This window comes from Parvimonas sp. oral taxon 393 str. F0440, from assembly GCA_000223315.2.
In the GTDB taxonomy this organism is placed as follows: Bacteria; Bacillota; Clostridia; order Tissierellales; family Peptoniphilaceae; genus Parvimonas.
Map to the genome: position 1 here is coordinate 159,058 of AFUS01000005.1, position 17,824 is coordinate 176,881.

At 27.5% G+C, this 17,824-nt stretch carries 16 protein-coding genes and 2 pseudogenes; all 18 read right to left on the bottom strand.

All coding sequences use genetic code 11. From position 1 onward, the window contains the following. Positions 1-39 precede the first annotated feature (39 nt). The gene (tsf, locus tag HMPREF9127_RS05180) at positions 40-1,110 is read right to left on the bottom strand and encodes a translation elongation factor Ts (RefSeq protein ID WP_009448789.1); all 1,071 of its coding nucleotides are present in this window, start codon (positions 1,108-1,110) and stop codon (positions 40-42) included. A 92-nt stretch (positions 1,111-1,202) separates the two neighbouring features. Further along, positions 1,203-1,967 (bottom strand): 30S ribosomal protein S2, encoded by a 765-nt coding sequence (gene rpsB / locus HMPREF9127_RS05185; protein WP_009448745.1) that lies wholly within the window; start codon positions 1,965-1,967, stop codon positions 1,203-1,205. A 194-nt stretch (positions 1,968-2,161) separates the two neighbouring features. After that, a complete protein-coding gene (locus HMPREF9127_RS05190) occupies positions 2,162-2,440 on the bottom strand; it encodes an HU family DNA-binding protein (protein WP_004833235.1) in 279 nt (92 codons plus the stop codon). 118 nt (positions 2,441-2,558) lie between these two features. Further along, on the bottom strand, positions 2,559-2,810 hold the full coding sequence (locus HMPREF9127_RS09280) for a peptidylprolyl isomerase (protein WP_009448869.1): 252 nt from the start codon (positions 2,808-2,810) through the stop codon (positions 2,559-2,561). Beyond that, positions 2,774-3,544: a peptidylprolyl isomerase gene (locus HMPREF9127_RS05195; protein WP_009448970.1), complete on the bottom strand. Its 771-nt coding sequence runs from the start codon at positions 3,542-3,544 to the stop codon at positions 2,774-2,776. Before HMPREF9127_RS05195 ends, HMPREF9127_RS09280 begins: the two co-directional genes overlap by 37 nt. 73 nt (positions 3,545-3,617) lie before the next feature. Continuing rightward, positions 3,618-4,754 carry a TRCF domain-containing protein gene (locus tag HMPREF9127_RS09285; RefSeq protein WP_255261723.1) on the bottom strand — a complete coding sequence of 379 codons (1,137 nt, stop codon included), beginning with the start codon at positions 4,752-4,754 and terminating at the stop codon, positions 3,618-3,620. Beyond that, a complete protein-coding gene (locus tag HMPREF9127_RS09290; protein WP_009448628.1) occupies positions 4,751-5,470 on the bottom strand; it encodes a DEAD/DEAH box helicase in 720 nt (239 codons plus the stop codon). The genes HMPREF9127_RS09285 and HMPREF9127_RS09290 overlap by 4 nt, the downstream gene beginning before the upstream one ends. 36 nt (positions 5,471-5,506) lie before the next feature. Continuing rightward, positions 5,507-5,578 (bottom strand): annotated as a pseudogene (locus tag HMPREF9127_RS09790) (hypothetical protein); the annotation flags it as partial. A gap of 50 nt (positions 5,579-5,628) precedes the next feature. Next, positions 5,629-7,122 (bottom strand): transcription-repair coupling factor family protein, encoded by a 1,494-nt coding sequence (locus HMPREF9127_RS09295; protein WP_009449067.1) that lies wholly within the window; start codon positions 7,120-7,122, stop codon positions 5,629-5,631. Between the two features lie 36 nt (positions 7,123-7,158). Beyond that, a pseudogene (gene pth / locus HMPREF9127_RS07855) lies at positions 7,159-7,745 on the bottom strand (aminoacyl-tRNA hydrolase). Continuing rightward, complete coding sequence (locus HMPREF9127_RS05215) at positions 7,735-8,697, bottom strand: ribose-phosphate diphosphokinase (RefSeq protein WP_009448643.1); 963 nt, start codon at positions 8,695-8,697, stop codon at positions 7,735-7,737. Before HMPREF9127_RS05215 ends, pth begins: the two are co-directional and overlap by 11 nt. A gap of 16 nt (positions 8,698-8,713) precedes the next feature. Beyond that, positions 8,714-10,099 (bottom strand): bifunctional UDP-N-acetylglucosamine diphosphorylase/glucosamine-1-phosphate N-acetyltransferase GlmU, encoded by a 1,386-nt coding sequence (gene glmU / locus HMPREF9127_RS05220; RefSeq protein WP_009448593.1) that lies wholly within the window; start codon positions 10,097-10,099, stop codon positions 8,714-8,716. 448 nt (positions 10,100-10,547) lie between these two features. After that, positions 10,548-11,123: an MptD family putative ECF transporter S component gene (locus HMPREF9127_RS05225; RefSeq protein ID WP_009448836.1), complete on the bottom strand. Its 576-nt coding sequence runs from the start codon at positions 11,121-11,123 to the stop codon at positions 10,548-10,550. Next, entirely contained in the window at positions 11,113-12,540 is a 1,428-nt protein-coding gene (locus HMPREF9127_RS05230) for an ABC transporter ATP-binding protein (RefSeq protein WP_052635958.1), read from the bottom strand. Before HMPREF9127_RS05230 ends, HMPREF9127_RS05225 begins: the two co-directional genes overlap by 11 nt. Then, positions 12,518-13,210 (bottom strand): energy-coupling factor transporter transmembrane component T, encoded by a 693-nt coding sequence (locus tag HMPREF9127_RS05235; protein WP_009448794.1) that lies wholly within the window; start codon positions 13,208-13,210, stop codon positions 12,518-12,520. Before HMPREF9127_RS05235 ends, HMPREF9127_RS05230 begins: the two co-directional genes overlap by 23 nt. Positions 13,211-13,398: 188 nt before the next feature. After that, positions 13,399-15,117: an ABC transporter ATP-binding protein gene (locus HMPREF9127_RS05240; RefSeq protein WP_052635966.1), complete on the bottom strand. Its 1,719-nt coding sequence runs from the start codon at positions 15,115-15,117 to the stop codon at positions 13,399-13,401. Next, positions 15,117-16,853, bottom strand: coding sequence for an ABC transporter ATP-binding protein (locus HMPREF9127_RS05245; RefSeq protein ID WP_009448500.1), 1,737 nt, complete (start codon positions 16,851-16,853; stop codon positions 15,117-15,119). Before HMPREF9127_RS05245 ends, HMPREF9127_RS05240 begins: the two co-directional genes overlap by 1 nt. 299 nt (positions 16,854-17,152) lie before the next feature. Then, positions 17,153-17,809: a 50S ribosomal protein L1 gene (gene rplA / locus HMPREF9127_RS05250; protein WP_039849475.1), complete on the bottom strand. Its 657-nt coding sequence runs from the start codon at positions 17,807-17,809 to the stop codon at positions 17,153-17,155. Between the last annotated feature and the right edge of the window lie 15 nt (positions 17,810-17,824).

Genomic DNA, 17,824 nt, shown 5'->3' on the forward strand with positions numbered 1-17,824 from the left:
AAAAAAGACAGCGATTAATCACTGTCTTAAAAAATATTTTTATAATCCCATTTGTTTTGCAACTTCTTCAGCAAAGTTTTCTTCTTTCTTTTCTAATCCTTCGCCTACTTCGAATCTAGTGTATTCTACTATTTCAATATTTCCACCTAATTCTTTTGCTTTATCATTAACAGCTTCTAAAACTGTTTTACTATCATCTAATACATATTGTTGACTGAATAAAGCATATTGTTGATCAATCAAAGTATTATCTTGAATAAATCTTTCGATTTGTCCTGGTAAAATTTTATCCCAAATTTTTTCAGGTTTTCCTTGTTTCTTTAATTCTTCTTTTAATTCTTCTTCTTCAGCTTTTAAAACTTCATCAGTAATTTGAGACATTGAAGCATATTTTGGAATTCTCTTTAATTGTCTTCCAAGTCTAACTAATTCTTCATTTTCTTTTTCAATTGAACCTTTAAGAGCTAAATATTCTTTTTCAACAAATTCTGAATCTAAATCTTTATAACTTAAAAATTGTGGTTTCATCGCTGAAATATGCATACAAACATTTTGTAATAAATCTTTTGCACCTTTCTTTGTAGCTTCGCTGTCACAGTTAGCTTTAAGGATAACACCTACTTTTTTATTAAAGTGGACATATCCACAAACTATACTACTTTCGCAACATGCTTTAGCAAATGCTAATCTTCTTACTACAATATTTTCTCCAATTGAAGAAATTTGTAATTTTAAGAATTCTTCAAAATTAGTTCCATCTATATTTGATGCATTTAATTCTTCTATATTTTTTAATTCATTATCAAATACATGTTCAGTAACTTTTTTAGTTAATGCTACAAAGTTTTCGTTTTTAGCAACGAAATCTGTTTGTGAATTTACTTCTGTAAGAGCAGCTTTAGTATTATTTTCATCAATAACTAAAGTAATTAAACCTTCAGCAGCAACTTTGCTAGCTTTTTTAGCAGCTTTAGCTAACCCTTTTTCTCTTAAAAATTCAATAGCCTTTTCCATATCTCCATTAACTTCTTGTAATGCCTTTTTACATTCCATCATTCCGGCACCGGTAGTTTCTCTTAACTCTTTTACCAATTTTGCAGTAATTTCCATAAAACCCTCCTATAATATATAATCTATAAAAAACAAGGTAAGGATAAATATTAAAAATTTGAATCCTTACCCCTTTAAATTCCACTTTCTAATTATTCAGCTACTTCTTCAGAAACTTCTTCTACTTCTACTGTAACTTCTTCAACTACAACTTCTTCTGCTTCAACTTGTTCTCCTTGTTTAGCTTCAACAATAGCATTAGCAATTGTACCTGTTAATAATTTTACAGCTCTAATAGCATCGTCATTTCCTGGAATAGCTATATCAACTTCATCTGGATCACAGTTAGTATCAACAACTCCTATAACAGGAATACCTAATATTTTTGCTTCATTTACAGCAATTTTTTCGTTCTTTGGATCTATAACGAAAAGAACATCTGGAAGTTTTTCCATTTCTTTAATTCCGCCTAAGAATTTTTCTAACTTTTCAGCTTCTCTTCTTAATTTAATTACTTCTTTCTTAGGTAATCTTTGGAAAGTTCCATCTTCTTCCATAAGTTCTAATTTCTTTAATCTTTCAATTCTCTTTCTTATAGTCTTATAGTTAGTTAACATTCCACCTAACCATCTATGACTAACATAGAATTGTCCACTTCTTTTTGCTTCTGTTTCAACAGCTTCTTGAGCTTGTTTTTTAGTTCCAACAAAAAGAACTCTTCCACCATCAGCAACAATTTCTCTTACGAAATCATATGCTTGTTCAATTTGTTTTACAGTTTTTTGCAAATCTATAATATAGATTCCATTTCTTTCTGTAAAAATAAATCTTGACATTTTTGGATTCCATCTTCTAGTTTGATGTCCAAAATGTACCCCTGCTTCTAATAAATTTTTCATCAAAATTACTTGTGACATTTTCTTACCTCCTGTTTTTTAGCCACCCATATTCATCAACTTGACAAGAACCTCTTTAGGCAACACTTGTTCAATCCGAATATGTGATTTTTCACCAAAATATTATAACATATTATATATTATTTTCAATACATATATATATTTTTTACAAAAAAATCAGACTCAAGGTCTGATTTTTTCATTCATCATCAAAATTATTTATTTACAATTTCTTTAAGTGATTTTCCAGCTTTGAATACTGGTGCTTTTGATGCTGGAATTTTAATAACTTCTTTAGGGTTTCTTGGGTTTCTTCCACTTCTTGCTTTTCTTTCTCTAGCTTCGAAAGTTCCAAATCCAACTAATTGAACTTTTTCCCCTTTAACTAATGTTTCTTCAACAGTTTGAATAAAAGCGTTTAATGCTCTTTCAGCATCAACTTTTGTAATTTTTCCTTTTTCAGCCATACTAGCTAATAATTCAGATTTGTTCATTAAAATTTCCTCCTAAATACACTATTATATTTAATAATTGCCTATAAAAATGGTATCTTAACCATTGTGCAATATTATTATATATTAATTTTCAAAAAATATCAAGCAATTTAGCCGATTATTTGAAATTTTTTATTGGTAAATAGCTAACTTCTTTTTGAATCTTTTCAAATTCAGTCTTAAATTTTTCTGACATGATAGTTTTTTTCAATCCTTGCTTAATACGTGACTTACTTTCATCAGAAAATTTATCATATTCTTCAACTATTTCATTTAATTTTATTATATGATATCCAAATTTACTCTTAACAGGTTCACTGATTTCTCCAACTTTCAATTTAGCTGCAGCATCATAAAATTCTTGTACCATAACTCCCTTAGTGAAAGTTCCCAAAAGACCTTTATTTTTTTAGCAGATGGATCTTTTGAAACTTCAACGGCTACATCTTCAAATTTTTCTCCGGCTTCTAAACGGCTCTTAACTTTTTTAGCATCTTCTTCATTTTCAACTAAAATATGACTTGCATTAATTTGTGGACCGTCAAAATTACTTCCCTTATATTTTTCTGTGATTTCTTCATCAGTTGGTTCGAAATTTTCAGAAAACCAAGTTTGGAATTTTGTAGAATATAGATTATCTTCAATCTTATATTTTAATTCATCTTCACTAAGTTTAGCCTTTTCAAGTTCTTCATTAAACTTGTCACCTAATTGCTCTTTAACTTTATTAAAATTATCTTCTATTTCTTCTTTTGTTACAGTTACTTTAGCAATTTCTTCTTCAGTTTTACCTTCATCTTTATATTCTTTTTCTAATTTAGCAAATTTTTGCTTAACAACTTCAATATTAGAGAACATTTCTAAGATGTTTTGTTTTAGATTTAAAGAAGCTTTTTTGCCCTCATCAGTTGATTCATCATATTTTGCCTTTTGCTCATCTGTATAAGATGCAATTACTCTGTCATATTCTTTTTGAATTTGTTCCTCAGTAATATACTTATCCCCAATTTTTACCATAGCTCCTCTTGGCGCTTTAGCACAAGCAGTAAAAAGCATAGCTGAAAGTACTATTACACTTGCAAATTTTATTAATCTATTTTTCATACTTCTCTCCTTTTTGACTAATATTTTAATCTTTTGATATTATACATCATTTTTTAATAATGTCAAAGTTTTTTTAACAATTTTGCTTTAAAAATAGCAAATTTTCAACAAAATCAATACTTTCTTCTAATTTTTTCTTATCATAATTATAAATCAATTCAGCATCTTCATTAAAATTAAACTCTATTTTTCTAAATAATGAATCAGAAATTCTGCCGATTAACTCTAAAATACCTCTATCTGTCTGTTCAAACTTAAATACAACTGATTTTTCTCTCTCAATTATTTTAATAAAATTCAACTCTGTAGAAATACTTTTCAAATATGACACATTCATAACATTTAATACTGTTTTTGGAACATCTCCAAATCTGTCAGTTAACTCATCATAGATTTCATTAAAATCTTCTTTCGATGTTATTCCTGCAATTTTTCTATACATATCGATTTTTTGATTACTGTCTCCTATATAATTTGAAGGAATATATGCATCAACCGAAAGTTCTATTGTTGTTTGATTTTTAATTTGTAAATTTTCTCCCTTAACAGTTTTTATACTTTCTTCAAGCATTCTTACATACATTTCATAACCAATTGTTTCTATATGTCCGGATTGACATTCACCCAAGATATTTCCTGCCCCTCTAAGTTCTAAATCTCTCATAGCTATTTTAAAACCTGAACCAAATTCAGAAAAATCTCTTATAGCCATAAGTCTTTTTTCTGAAATTTCAGTTAAAACTTTATCCTTTTCATAAGTGAAATATGCATAAGCTCTTCTAGTTGATCGTCCTATTCTTCCCTTTAACTGATAAAGTTGAGATAATCCCATTTTATCAGCATCATATATAATCATAGTATTACAATTTTTTATATCCATACCTGTTTCAATAATTGTAGTACATAATAATATATCATATTCTCCTTCTTGAAAATCATACATAATATTTTCTAACTCTTTGTTGGATAATTTACTATGTGCCATTGCAATTCTTGCATCAGGAACAAGCTTTGACAATTCAACATACATCTTATCCATATCTTTAATTCTATTATATACAAAATAGACTTGTCCACCCCTATCTATTTCTTTATAAATAGCTTCACGAATTACAGAATCATTATATTCTAAAACAAATGTAGCGATTGTTACTCTTTCCTCAGGTGCATCATCTAAAATACTCATATCTCTAATTCCTACTAAGCTCATTTGCATAGTTCTTGGAATCGGTGTTGCAGATAGAGATAAGACATCAATATTTTCTTTAATTTTTTTAATGATTCTTTATGTTTAACCCCAAATCTTTGTTCTTCATCTATTATTAGAAGCCCTAAATCTTTAAATTCTAAATTCTTTGATAATAATTTATGCGTACCTATGAGTAAATTTACTTTCCCGTTTTTCACATTTTTTAAAATCTCTTTTTGTTTTACAGGACTTCTAAATCTGCTAAGCATTTCTATTTCAACAGGAAAATCTCCAATTCTTTCAATGGCAGTATTATAATGCTGTTGAGCAAGTATTGTAGTAGGAACTAAAAATGCAACCTGTTTATCATCCATCATAGCTTTAAAAGCTGCTCTTAAAGCTACTTCAGTCTTGCCGTAACCTACATCTCCACAAAGCAATCTATCCATAGGTTTAAATTGCTCCATATCTCTCTTGATTTCATTAATTGCCCTAAGCTGTGAATATGTTTCTTCATAAATAAAACTGTCTTCAAATTCTTTTTGCCATGTTGTATCTTCTGAAAATGCAAATCCTCTTATTTTATCCCTTTTCGCATATAGTTGAACTAAATCTATTGCAATTTCATCTAAAACTTTTTTAGCACGAGTTTTTGTTTTAACCCAATCATTAGAGCCCAATCTATTTAATTTTGGTCTATATCCGTCTTTTCCGATATATTTTTGAATTAAATTCATTTGATCTGTCGGAATATATAATTTATCATTTCCTTTATATAAAATTAAGATGTGATCCTTTACAATACCATCAACTTCTATCTGTTGAATTCCTCTATATTCTCCAATTCCATGATTTTCATGAACAACAAAATCTCCGACATTTAAGTCAGTGTAATCTAGTAAGGTATCTTTACTTTTCTTTTTACTTTTTTAGAAGTCTTTTTTACAGTACCATAAATTTCTTTATGTGTTAAAAAAAGAACTTTTTGAATAGGATATTCAAATCCAGATTCTAAATTTAATGTAGAAATCCCTAAAATAGAGCTTTTTAATTCAAATTCTAATCCTTGAAATATATTTGAATTTATATTCTCAGCAAATAAAATTTCCTTTAGGTTATTCGCTTTTTCAAATGAACCGGCAAAAATTACAATTTTATATCCTCTCTGCAATTTATATTTCAAACTCTGAAATAGCATATCAAATTTTCTATTGAATATTTCAGACTCAATAGTTTTTAAATTTACTATACTTTTAGGATTTATTATTTTTGTTCTTTTCAAAAGTTGTGTAAAATTTATTACGCTAAATTCTTTAATTCTTCTTAAGATATTTTCAAAAGGAATTAAAATATCTTTATGAGAATCTAAAATCTCTGCGTTTTCAATAGAAAAAAGTACATTTTCATGAAATAAATTTTCTATTTCCAAATTTCTGTCATAAATTTTTAAAATATCTTCTGTGCAAACTATAGAATCTTGATCCAAATAATCTAAAAGTGTCGAATAACTACCTTTTCTTATATAAGGTGAAATTAAATCCATATTTGAAATATGATAATTTTCCTTTAAATCATTATAAATTTGATAAAATTTTTCTGTTGCTTTTTCAATATCTTTTCCAAATAATTTTAACTTTTGTAACTTCTCAATATCTTTATTCAAACCGTTTAAAATATTTTCAACATCTGCTTTTGATAATACCATTTCTTTTGCAGGTATTATTTCTACCTTCTGCAACTTTTCAACAGATCTTTGACTGTTTATGTCAAAAACACGTATAGAATCAACATCATCTCCAAATAACTCTATTCTTATTGGATTTTTAAAATTTACAGGAAATATATCAAAAATAGATCCTCTTATTGAAAATTGTCCCTTTGCTTCAACAAAATCAACTCTATCATAATGCATTTTAATTAAATTTTCTGTTAATTCTTTAAGATTTACTTCCGAATTTTCGTTAATGTAAATATAATGTGATTTAAAAAAATTTGGTGTACTTATCTTCTTTGACAAAGCACCTGCAGTTGTAATTATTATGAATTTTTCTTTAGAAATAAGTCTATTCATTATCTCTATTCTAATATTTTCAAGATTTGTTTCTAAACTATTTATATTGTGAAATCTTATCTCAAAATTAGGATAAACTACAACTTTATCCCCTACTAAATTTTTTAATTCATCACAAAGTTCGTTAGCTCTATTATCATTTTCGACCAATAAAACTAAATTTTTATTTGGCAAATCGTTGAAAATAGAATACACTAAATGGAACAAACTCTCTTTTATAAGTCCATTACAATAAATAGGAACATTATTTGATTTTAAATTTGAAATCATATCCAAATATGATTCATTATTCTTTAAAAAATCAATTAAAAAATTCATAAATAACCCCTTGTTCACAAAAAATATAGAGGAATATTATTCCTCTATACACATTCCATTAAATTTACACATTGCTTTGTCAACATCACTTTTTATTATTTCCTCAACTGCATCTGCGGAAATTTCTAATACTTTTTTCAAAATTTTCTCCTCTGAAGATGAAAATTTACTTAAAACAAAATCTTTTAAATCCATATAATCCGGACATTTTCCAACACTTACCCTTATTCTAGGAAAATTTTCTGTTTCCAAATGATAAATTATTGATCTTAAGCCATTATGTGTCCCAGCACTTCCCTTTTTTTAATTCTAACAGTACCAAAGGGAATATCTATATCGTCTAATATAACTATAATATTTTCCGGCTTTATTTTGAAATAATTTACTGCATCTATAACTGCTTCTCCGGACAAATTCATATAAGTAAGTGGTTTTAAAAAAATACATTTTTTACCAAACATATTTATTTGACCGAAAAAAGATTTAAATTTTTCTTTATTCATATTGATACTATACTTTTCAGCTAATATATCAACAACTCCATAGCCTACATTATGTCTGGTTCCAACATAATTTTTGCCTGGGTTTCCAAGACCAACTATTAAATATACATTATCTTCCATCAAATAGCATACTCACCGGTCTGTTGTTATTTATTCTATCAATAGCCTTTGCAAAATATTGTGCAACCGATACAACTTCAATTTTTCCACCTAAATTCTTTTCTTGAGGAATAGTATCTGTTACAACACATTTTTCAACTTTTGAATTAGCAATATTTTCAATTGCTTTCCCCGAAAATACTCCATGACTTGCAGTAATATAAACTTTCTTTGCTCCCTTTGCTATTAAAGCATTTGCGGCATTTGTAATAGTTCCTGCAGTATCAATAATATCATCTACAATTATACAAGTTTTTCCTTCAATATCGCCTATAACATTCATTACTTCTGAAACATTTGGACGTGGTCTTCTCTTTTCCAAAATTGCTATAGGTAAATCTAAATAATTAGAGAAATTTCTAGCTCTTGTAACTCCACCTAAATCAGGAGAAACTACAACCATATCATTTTTATCTTCATCTTTTAATTCATCCTTGAAGAAATCTGCTAGTGGTTTAATAGCAGAAAGATGATCTACAGGAATATCAAAATATCCTTGAATTTGTCCCGCATGTAAATCCATAGTTATAACTCTATCAGCACCTGATTTTTCAATCAAATTAGCAACCAACTTTGCAGTTATCGGTTCTCTGGCTTTTGTCTTTCTGTCTTGTCTTGCATATCCATAATAAGGGATAACAACATTAATTCTTCCTGCTGAAGCTCTTTTAAAAGCATCAACCATAATTAACACTTCCATAAGATTGTCATTAGTAGGATTGCAAGTAGGTTGAATAATATAAACATCATAACCTCTTACAGTCTCTTCAACTGAAAGATTAATTTCACCATCACTAAATTTCCCGATATTTATTTCCCCCAATGGCATATCAAGACATTTACAAATATCTTCTGCAAACTTTCTATTTGCAGTTCCTGAAAAAATTTTCATAGGTCCAGTATAAGCTAACATAATTCCTCCTAAAATACTACTTTTTTATTTTTAAATTCTTTTTATAAACCCAATTTTCTTTTTCAAAAGTTTCACAACGTCCAATTACTAATGAACCTTCATTTTCTACGTCTGATACAACAGTTGTACCGGCAGCAATAAAAGTATCATTTGCAATTTTTACCGGAGAAACTATATTGGAATTGCTACCCACAAAACAGCCATCTCCAATTTCAGAAATATGTTTGTTTTTTCCGTCATAATTTACTAAAATACAACCGCAACCCATATTTACATCTTTACCTACAATTGCATCCCCAATATAGGATAAATGCCCTGCTTTAGTATTTTCTCCAACAGTTGAATTTTTAACTTCAACAAAATTTCCAATATGCACTGAATCTTTTAAAACACTCTTTGGTCTAAGATGTGCAAAAGGTCCCATAGTAACAGAATCGCCAACTGTACTATTTTCTATGTAAGAACTCTTAATAACAACATCATTTCCTATATCAGAATTCTCTATAAAAGTATCTCCAGTTATATATACATTTTCTCCAATAACAGTATTTCCAATAATTCTAGCTCCACTTCCAATAAATGTATCTATTCCTATACTTATTCCCTTTTCAATAACAGTATTTTCTGGATTTTCCATTATAACACCATTTCTCATATACTCTGAATTTATCCTATAACGCATAATTTTTTCAGCTTCAAATAATTGTAGCTTAGAATTTATACCATAAATTTCTTCAATGTCATCAAGTTTATAAGTTGAAACATTCTCTCCATCTTGAACTAAAACTTTAATTGCATCTGTAAGATATAATTCATTTTGAACATTATTTTGATCTATCTTTGTTATTGAATTTTTTAATGCTTTTCCATTAAAAACATAAATTCCTGAATTTATTTCTTTGACTCTCTTTTCTTCAATAGTAGCATCCTTATCTTCAACTATTTTTAAAAATTTACCATTATTGTCTTTTATAATATGACCATATCCTGTAGTATCATCAATAAATGCTGTAAGAACAGTTGCTTTTGAATTCATAGCAATATGTTCTTCTAACAATTTTTGCAAAGTTTCTCCTTTTATTAAAGGAGTATCCCCACTCAAAATTAAAACATTATCGTCATCACTGATTTCATCTACAGCAAGTTGAACAGCATAACCTGTTCCATAAGGATATTCTTTACCGATTTTTTGTTCTTTATATAATACCTTATCTCCAAACTTATCTTCAACTTCAACTTTATTTTTCCCTACAATAATTATAGTTTTATCACTACCTGCATCACAACTAGCATCATAAACATAATCAATCAAAGTTCGATTAACTATTTTATGTAAAACCTTTGATTTCTTACTTTTCATTCTAGTTCCTTCACCTGCAGCTAATATGATTGTAATATTCATACTCTAACTCCTAACTATAAAAATTTTTATAACATAATATAAAATTTATTTAAATCTTAATTTTTTAGAAATAAATTCAGTTCTATTACTATGCATAAAACTACATTAATTATATCGTAATTCCTTTTTGATTATTCTTTTATGGTAATTACGATGAAATTAATATATCATATTTTCCTTTTTAGCCATTTTTTTATTGTAAAATATGATGAAATTTTATTTCTAATTCTTTTCAGAATTACAAATAAAATTATAGTTTATCACAAGGCATAAAACTTTTAAATTATATCGTAATCCCTTTTTGATTATTCTTTTATGGTAATTACGATGAAATTAATATAGTTTTATCACAAGGCATAAAACTATATTAATTATAACACATATACTTAAAAAAACAAAAGAGATATACGCAAATATATCCCTTTTAATCTAAATTTTTTTCTAATTTTTAAATTTTTTTGAAATGTTTTTTTAAAATTTTATTTCCAATTACAACACCAAGTCCTCCTAATATAAATACAATTAAAAGATTAATCAATCCATATGTTCCAGTTGAAAATTTTATCATCTCATTTATTGCACTCTCTGTAACTCCATTTTTTCCTACCCAAGTTTTCTTAAAAGATTCTAAGAAGAAATTTACCGGTATTATTTGCCCACATTCACTGCCAACTTGAATCAATCCAAAAGCTATAAATTGAGCAATTTTATTTTGATAACCCATATATGAAAGTATAATTTCTCCTATGATAAAGGCAATTGTATATGAAATAATCCATGGAAGATAAAATCCGACACCAGCCATTGCAATCAAATAAACACCTGAAAAAAGCAAAAAACTTCCTTTTTTCCCAACTTTATTACACATAAACACAAAAACAGTTCCTGCGAATAATCCTGCAATTCCAGGACTTATACAATGTGCATATGGTCCCAATGGGAATAATGCAAATGTTACAATCATTGAAACAACCAAATTTAAAGCTCCTAAAATAGCAACTAAAACTAAATCTTTAATTTTCATTTAATTTTCCTCCTTTTATCTTTTGAAAAATATTAGTTAATTGATTTTTTTCTTGTAAAATAAAATCTTCTGTTATTCTTCCGTCTTCAAGAAATATCACTCTATCTACAACCCTTGACAACAATTCATAGTCGTGCGAAATTAATATTATTGCTTTATCTTTTGCTAAATTTTTTATAATATCCGAAATAATAATCATATTGTTAAAATCCAAACCGCTGGTAGGTTCATCTAAAATCAAAATATCAGAATCACTTTTTGCACAAATTCCCATAAGTAATCTTTGTTTTTCGCCACCTGAAAGAGAGAATGGATGAGAATTTCTTTTATCATAAAGATTAATAGTTTTTAATATTTCTAAAACTTCATCTTCAGTTAAATCTTTTTTAGATAAGAAAAATTCTGAAAATACACTTTCTGAAAATAATTGATAATCTACATCCTGCATCAAGACAAATGGTAAACTTTTACTTGAAATTTTTCCAGAAGTTTTGTTATATATTCCAGAAATCAACTTAGAAATTGTAGATTTCCCAACGCCGTTTTTCCCTACAAGTCCAACTATTTCTCCTTTATAGACATCAAAAGAAATATCTTTGATAATATCTTTAAATATAAGATTATTTATTTCTAATATTTTTTCTTCTCTACTACATCTATTTATATCTGTTAATTCTCTATCAAATGGATTTAAACTTCTAAGATCTTCTGCACTATAATTTAAAGCATCTTTTCTATCTAAATTTACAATGAGCTTTCCATTGTTTATATGAATCAACCTATCAAAAATTTCTTTTAAATAAAAAATTCTATGTTCAACAACGACAATGGTATATCCATTTTTCTTTAATTTTAGAAAAATTTCTTTCAACAACTCAATTCCCAAGTAATCCAAATTTGCAGAAGGCTCATCAAATATTAAAGTTTTTGCATCTAATATTGAAACGCATGCAATAGAGATTTTTTGCTTTTCGCCACCAGAAATTTCTAAAACATTTTTATTTAAAATATTAGAAATACCAAAGAAGTTTGAAATATTTTTTATTTTTTCTACAATTTCTTTAACTTCATATCCTAGATTCTCCAAAGTAAAGGCTAGTTCAGAGGTTGTATTATCAGTAAAAAATTGTCCTCTTGGATTTTGAGAAACAGAACCTATTATTTTGCACAGCTCATAATTCTGACAATCCTTCGTATTTTTATCATCAATAACAATATTTCCTAAAAGTTCACCGTCATAAATATGCGGAATCAGCCCATTTATACATTTGTATATCGCAGATTTACCGGAACCGGAAGCTCCTGTTATTAACACCAACTCTCCTTTATTTATTTCAAAACTTATATCTTCTAAGGCTTTTTTATCAGAATCTTCATAAGTAAAACTTACATTTTCAAATTTTATCAATAAATCCACCTCCCCAAGATGCAACTAGTAAAATCAACATAACAATAAAAATAAAATCTACTATATCAAACTTTTTATAGTATATTGAATTCATATTATCAGTGCACATCGCACATCTTGTATATGCCGACTCCGTCATTTCATTTGCAATATTTGATGCTCTAAAAAGAGTCGGTACAATATAATATTCAAATCGTTTGATAGGTTTAGTAAATGAAACATCTATTCCTCTAAGTTTTAAGGAATTTTTTATAATTCTTTTTTCTGCAAAATAAATGGGAATAAATTTTAAAGTAATCGTACATGCAAATCTAATTTTTTTACCAAATCCCAATTTTCCTAAAACATAGATCAATTCACTCGTTCTTATATCTAAAACAATAAAACTTGCTATCATATATGTTGGACACATCTTTACATTTGAATAACTGATAAAACCTATGAAGGAGAAAAATGAATCATCAGGCAACTTTATATAAAAAACTATATACAAACAAATAAGATAAAAAATTAGAAATTTTATAAATCTTTTAGTTTTTCCACTATAAATTAAAATTAAAGAACAGATGCAAAAATAAATAATATCTAATTTGAAATTATTCCACACTAAAATTAATGTTCCAAAAATTAAATTCATAAAAATTAAGACAAATAAATTTATTCTACGCTGATTTAACAAATTAATTCCTCCAATCATTAAGAATAATAAGAACCCCACCCTTCCTCGATGCTTTGCATCGGGTGGGTACCCGGGAACCTTGTTGTTTCACAATAAGAACCCCACCCTTCCTCGATGCTTTGCATCGGGTGGGTACCCGGGAACCTTGTTGTTTCACAATATAAAGTGCTGTAAAAACAGCACTTATATTAATAACTATAATTTTCAGCTAAATTAGAATTTTTTACCATAGTATTGTAAACTTTAGATTTTTCTAAAAGCTCAATGTGATTTCCTTGAGATTCTATTTTTCCATTTTCCATTACTATTATTTTATTTGCATTTTCTATAGATTTCATTCTATGTGAAATTATCAAAACAGTTTTATTTTTAATAAGTTTATTTAAACTTTCTTGAATTTTCATTTCATTTTCTACATCAAGACTTGCACTAATTTCATCAAGCAAAATTATCGGAGCATTCTTTAAAAATGCACGAGCAATAGAGATTCTTTGTCTTTCTCCACCTGATAGTTTACTTCCATTTTCTCCAATTAAAGTATCGTATTTTTCAGGTAATTTTTCAATAAATTCTTCACAATTAGCAAGTCTTGCTGCCTCTTTTACTTGTTCATCACTTGCATTTTTATTCCCGAATCTTATATTTTCCAGAATAGAAGTATTAAATAGTGTAACCTCTTGAAAAACTATTGAAATATTCTCAAAAAGACTTTCTGTTTCTATATCTTTTATATCATTACCATCTATAATTATTTTTCCTCTATCATAATCATACAATCTTGACATCAATCTTAAAACTGTTGTTTTACCACAACCTGAAGGTCCAACCAATGCAGTAACTTCACCTTGTTTTGCAACAAATGAGATATTATTTATTACTTTGTTTTCTCCATATCCAAACTCAACATTTTTGAATTCTATATCAAAATTATTAAGTTTTTTTGCTTCTCCGGCTTGAGTTTCTGTACTTCTTAACTCTCTAATTCTCTGTAAATTTCCATCTAAATACATTATTTCCGCAAAATTTGCAAGCATTCCATTTACAGCATCAATAATTTTTGAAGCACATAATATATAACCTATTAGATAAAGAAGAGATGCCTCACCTTTTAAGTATAAAGCTGTTCCAAATAATATTGTAGTTCCTAATGCTAAATTTTGTATATTAGTTGAAATACTCAATGGAAGTACCATTTTACCTTCTGCTTTTATATGAATTTTTTCAGAATGGTCAATATCCTCATATATTTTCTTAGTAATTTTATCAACCTGTCCATAACTCTTTATTTCTTGTTGTAATTCAATTGATTCTTGGAAATCTTCTGAAATTCCTCTCATAACATTATAGTACTTTTTATTTCCATTAACTTGCATTTTTTTTGATAGAAGTAGGAATCCGGTTGAGAAAACAATCGGAATCAAGATACAAAGACCCAGCTTAAAATTTGAAATTAATAACATTGTTACTATTAATATTAAATAAACTATAAGACCTATAACCTTTGGAATAGCATGACTTATTGCATGTTCAATAGTTGCAACATCCTTCATAATTGTCTGAGACAAATCCGAAACATCATGCTTTGAAAAAAATGAAAGTGGTAAAGTTTTTAAAATTTCTGCTATTTCAATTCTAATATTTGCACTTTCTTTATATGTTTCATTATACAGACAATCATATTCTATTGACATTAAAACATACATTACGAGTAACATAATTATTACTCCTGCTATAAAAAAAGTAATATTATTTTCTTTTCCCTCAATAGTATTTTGAATAAAAAACATAAGCAAAATCATCGGAATCATTAAACTACAATATGAAAAGAATGATGCTATTGATGCCTTTACGATTCCGGCAGTTCCCTTATCAGTTAATTGAAACATTCTTTTAAGCATTTTCATAATTATATCCTCCATTCATTAGCTTGTGAGAATAAATCTTGTAAAAATTTATATCTTCCGCCAATTTCCATAAGTTCTTTATCCGTACCTCTTTCAACAATTTTTCCCTTATCGACAACTAGAATTTCATCTACATTTCTAATTGAACTCAATCTATGTGCAATCATAATTACAGTTTTATCCTTCATTAAATTAGAAAATGCCAGTTGTATCTCATGTTCATTTTCCGGATCGGATGCGGCTGATGCCTCATCTAAAATTATAATCTTTGCATCTTTTAAAATTGCTCTTGCTATCGCAATTCTCTGTATTTCTCCACCTGAAAGATGAACTCCCTTTGACCCTATTACAGTATTTTCGCGAGTTTCAAATTTATCTAAAATATCTTCACATCTAGCTAATTTTAGAGCTTTCATAACTTCTTCATAGCTTGCATTTTCTTTTCCAATCTTTACATTTTCAAAAATAGTAGTCTTAAATAGTTTTGAATTTTGAAAAACGAATGAAATATTACTCATAAGAGCTTCCTTTGAATAAGTAGAGATATTTTTTCCTCCTATTAAAATTTCTCCCTCATCAATCTTATAAAAACCAGAAATCAACTTTGCTATAGTTGATTTTCCACCGCCTGAAGAACCTACCAAAGCATAAGTTTTGTTTTCGTCAAGTTTAAAACTTAAATTTTCTAAAATATTAACTGTATCATATTTAAAACTAACATTTTTAAATTCTATATCATAAGCTGAAAAATTTTCATCATTTCCATACTTAATATTATTCACTTCCATTTCAGTAAAAAGAGTTTCTAATTTATCTACTGCCTGTGTCGCCATATATTGATGCATTCCAACATACATAATTCTCATAAAGCAATTAAATAAAGTTCCAATAAAGCAAGTGAAAAATATCAATTTAATCATTATTTCTACATTGCTTTTTATTCCTTTTGAAAACATAATAGCAAATGGAGTTACAAAAGCCGCAGCCCCGAGTAATATTATTTGAAATATTACAAAAGGTTGTTTACAGCTTTTACTATATTCATACGCACTTTTAGAATAATCCATAATAGAATCATAAAATGATTTAAAAGAAAATATTGAAGCTTTAAATATTTTTAAAACTTGCATACCTCTAACATATTCAACTGCCTCACTATTTACTCTTTCAAGGCACTTATTATATTTTTCCATAAACTTAACATCTCCATACATAAGTTTAGTAAAAATACCTGATAATATAGTTAAAATAACAGTAGCAATTCCCAAATAGACATCTACTGAAAACATTATAACAAATAAAAGTATAGGTGTTACCAATGCAAGAGTTATATCAGGAATTAAATGTGCAACTATCATGTGTGTATCCGTAGCATTATCATCTATTATTTTTCTTATACGTCCTGACTCATTAACATCAAAAAATGAAAATGAAGCCTTCATTAAATGACTTATTCCTGCTTTCCTAAGATTAGTTTCCAATCTAAAAGCAAATAAATGAGTAATTCCTACAGCTATAAAATAAATTAAAGACTGTAAAAGCATAATAACAAAAATAGTAATTGCGTAATTTTTTGCTTGAGTAATATCTTTTTTCAATAAAAATTCATTCAAAAATTTATACAAATACCAATATGGTAAAATTGAAAGTGCTGATGAAATAAGACTCATAAATATTCCAATATAAACGAGATACTTTTTATCCGGCACATACTTAAATAATTTCTTATAAATATTCATTTAATCCTCCTATTTTTATTAAATTTTCAAGTTGTACTTGATAATTATTTTAAAACGACGTACTCGTCGTTAAAATTATTATAGCACTTTTGATATTACTTTTCAATATCTATAATAATGATTTTTATTTTTATTTAAAAATTTTAAAAAAGTACCTAAAACTTACTTTATACTTCTAATCATCTAGGTTAACAAAAAATTAATTATTCCAAAATTAGTTCATTTAAAAAATTATAATGCTTAAATAATACTAAAAAATTCCACAAAAAAAGACACCTTTCGGTGTCTAAATTTATTAATTATTCTCCTAATTTAGTAGAAGCTAATTTAATTCCAGGTCCCATTGTTGTAGCAACAGAAACTGATCTTAAATATTTTCCTTTAGCTGCAGCCGGTTTAGCTTTTATAATAGCAGAAATTAAAGTTCTTAAATTTTCTTCTATTTTTTCAGCTCCGAAAGAAACTTTTCCTACAGGACAGTGAACGATATTAGCTTTATCAACTCTGTATTCAACCTTACCTGCTTTAATTTCTTTAACAGCATTAGCGATGTCAAATGTAACAGTTCCTGATTTAGGGTTTGGCATTAAACCTTTAGGTCCTAAAACTTTACCAATTCTACCAACAACACCCATCATGTCCGGAGTTGCAACTATTACATCAAAATCAAACCAGTTTTCAGTTTGAATTTTTTGAATGTAATCTTCTGCTCCAACATAATCAGCTCCGGCATCTTTAGCTTCTTGAACTTTGTTTTCTTTACATAAAACTAAAACTCTTAAAGTTTTACCAGTTCCGTGAGGTAATACTACAGTACCTCTAACTTGTTGATCAGCATGTCTTGAGTCAACACCTAACTTAACATGTAATTCAACTGTTTCGTCAAATTTTGCTGTTGAAGTTTTAACTGCTAATTCGCATGCTTCTTTTAAATCATATAAGTTTGTTCTATCAATTAATTTTAAACTTTC

Excerpts from the sequence above, each read along its gene's own strand:
- HMPREF9127_RS09280 (WP_009448869.1), bottom strand. The coding sequence starts at position 2,810 with ATGGTACAAGAATTTTATGATGCTGCAGCTAAATTGAAAGTTGGAGAA.
- HMPREF9127_RS09285 (WP_255261723.1), bottom strand. The coding sequence starts at position 4,754 with ATGAGCTTAGTAGGAATTAGAGATATGAGTATTTTAGATGATGCACCT.
- HMPREF9127_RS05190 (WP_004833235.1), bottom strand. The coding sequence starts at position 2,440 with ATGAACAAATCTGAATTATTAGCTAGTATGGCTGAAAAAGGAAAAATT.
- rpsB (WP_009448745.1), bottom strand. The coding sequence starts at position 1,967 with ATGTCACAAGTAATTTTGATGAAAAATTTATTAGAAGCAGGGGTACAT.
- HMPREF9127_RS05225 (WP_009448836.1), bottom strand. The coding sequence starts at position 11,123 with ATGAAAATTAAAGATTTAGTTTTAGTTGCTATTTTAGGAGCTTTAAAT.
- HMPREF9127_RS05215 (WP_009448643.1), bottom strand. The coding sequence starts at position 8,697 with ATGTTAGCTTATACTGGACCTATGAAAATTTTTTCAGGAACTGCAAAT.
- glmU (WP_009448593.1), bottom strand. The coding sequence starts at position 10,099 with ATGAATATTACAATCATATTAGCTGCAGGTGAAGGAACTAGAATGAAA.
- HMPREF9127_RS05195 (WP_009448970.1), bottom strand. The coding sequence starts at position 3,544 with ATGAAAAATAGATTAATAAAATTTGCAAGTGTAATAGTACTTTCAGCT.
- tsf (WP_009448789.1), bottom strand. The coding sequence starts at position 1,110 with ATGGAAATTACTGCAAAATTGGTAAAAGAGTTAAGAGAAACTACCGGT.
- HMPREF9127_RS09290 (WP_009448628.1), bottom strand. The coding sequence starts at position 5,470 with ATGAATTTAATTCAAAAATATATCGGAAAAGACGGATATAGACCAAAA.
- HMPREF9127_RS05245 (WP_009448500.1), bottom strand. The coding sequence starts at position 16,853 with ATGAATATTTATAAGAAATTATTTAAGTATGTGCCGGATAAAAAGTAT.
- HMPREF9127_RS09295 (WP_009449067.1), bottom strand. The coding sequence starts at position 7,122 with ATGAATTTTTTAATTGATTTTTTAAAGAATAATGAATCATATTTGGAT.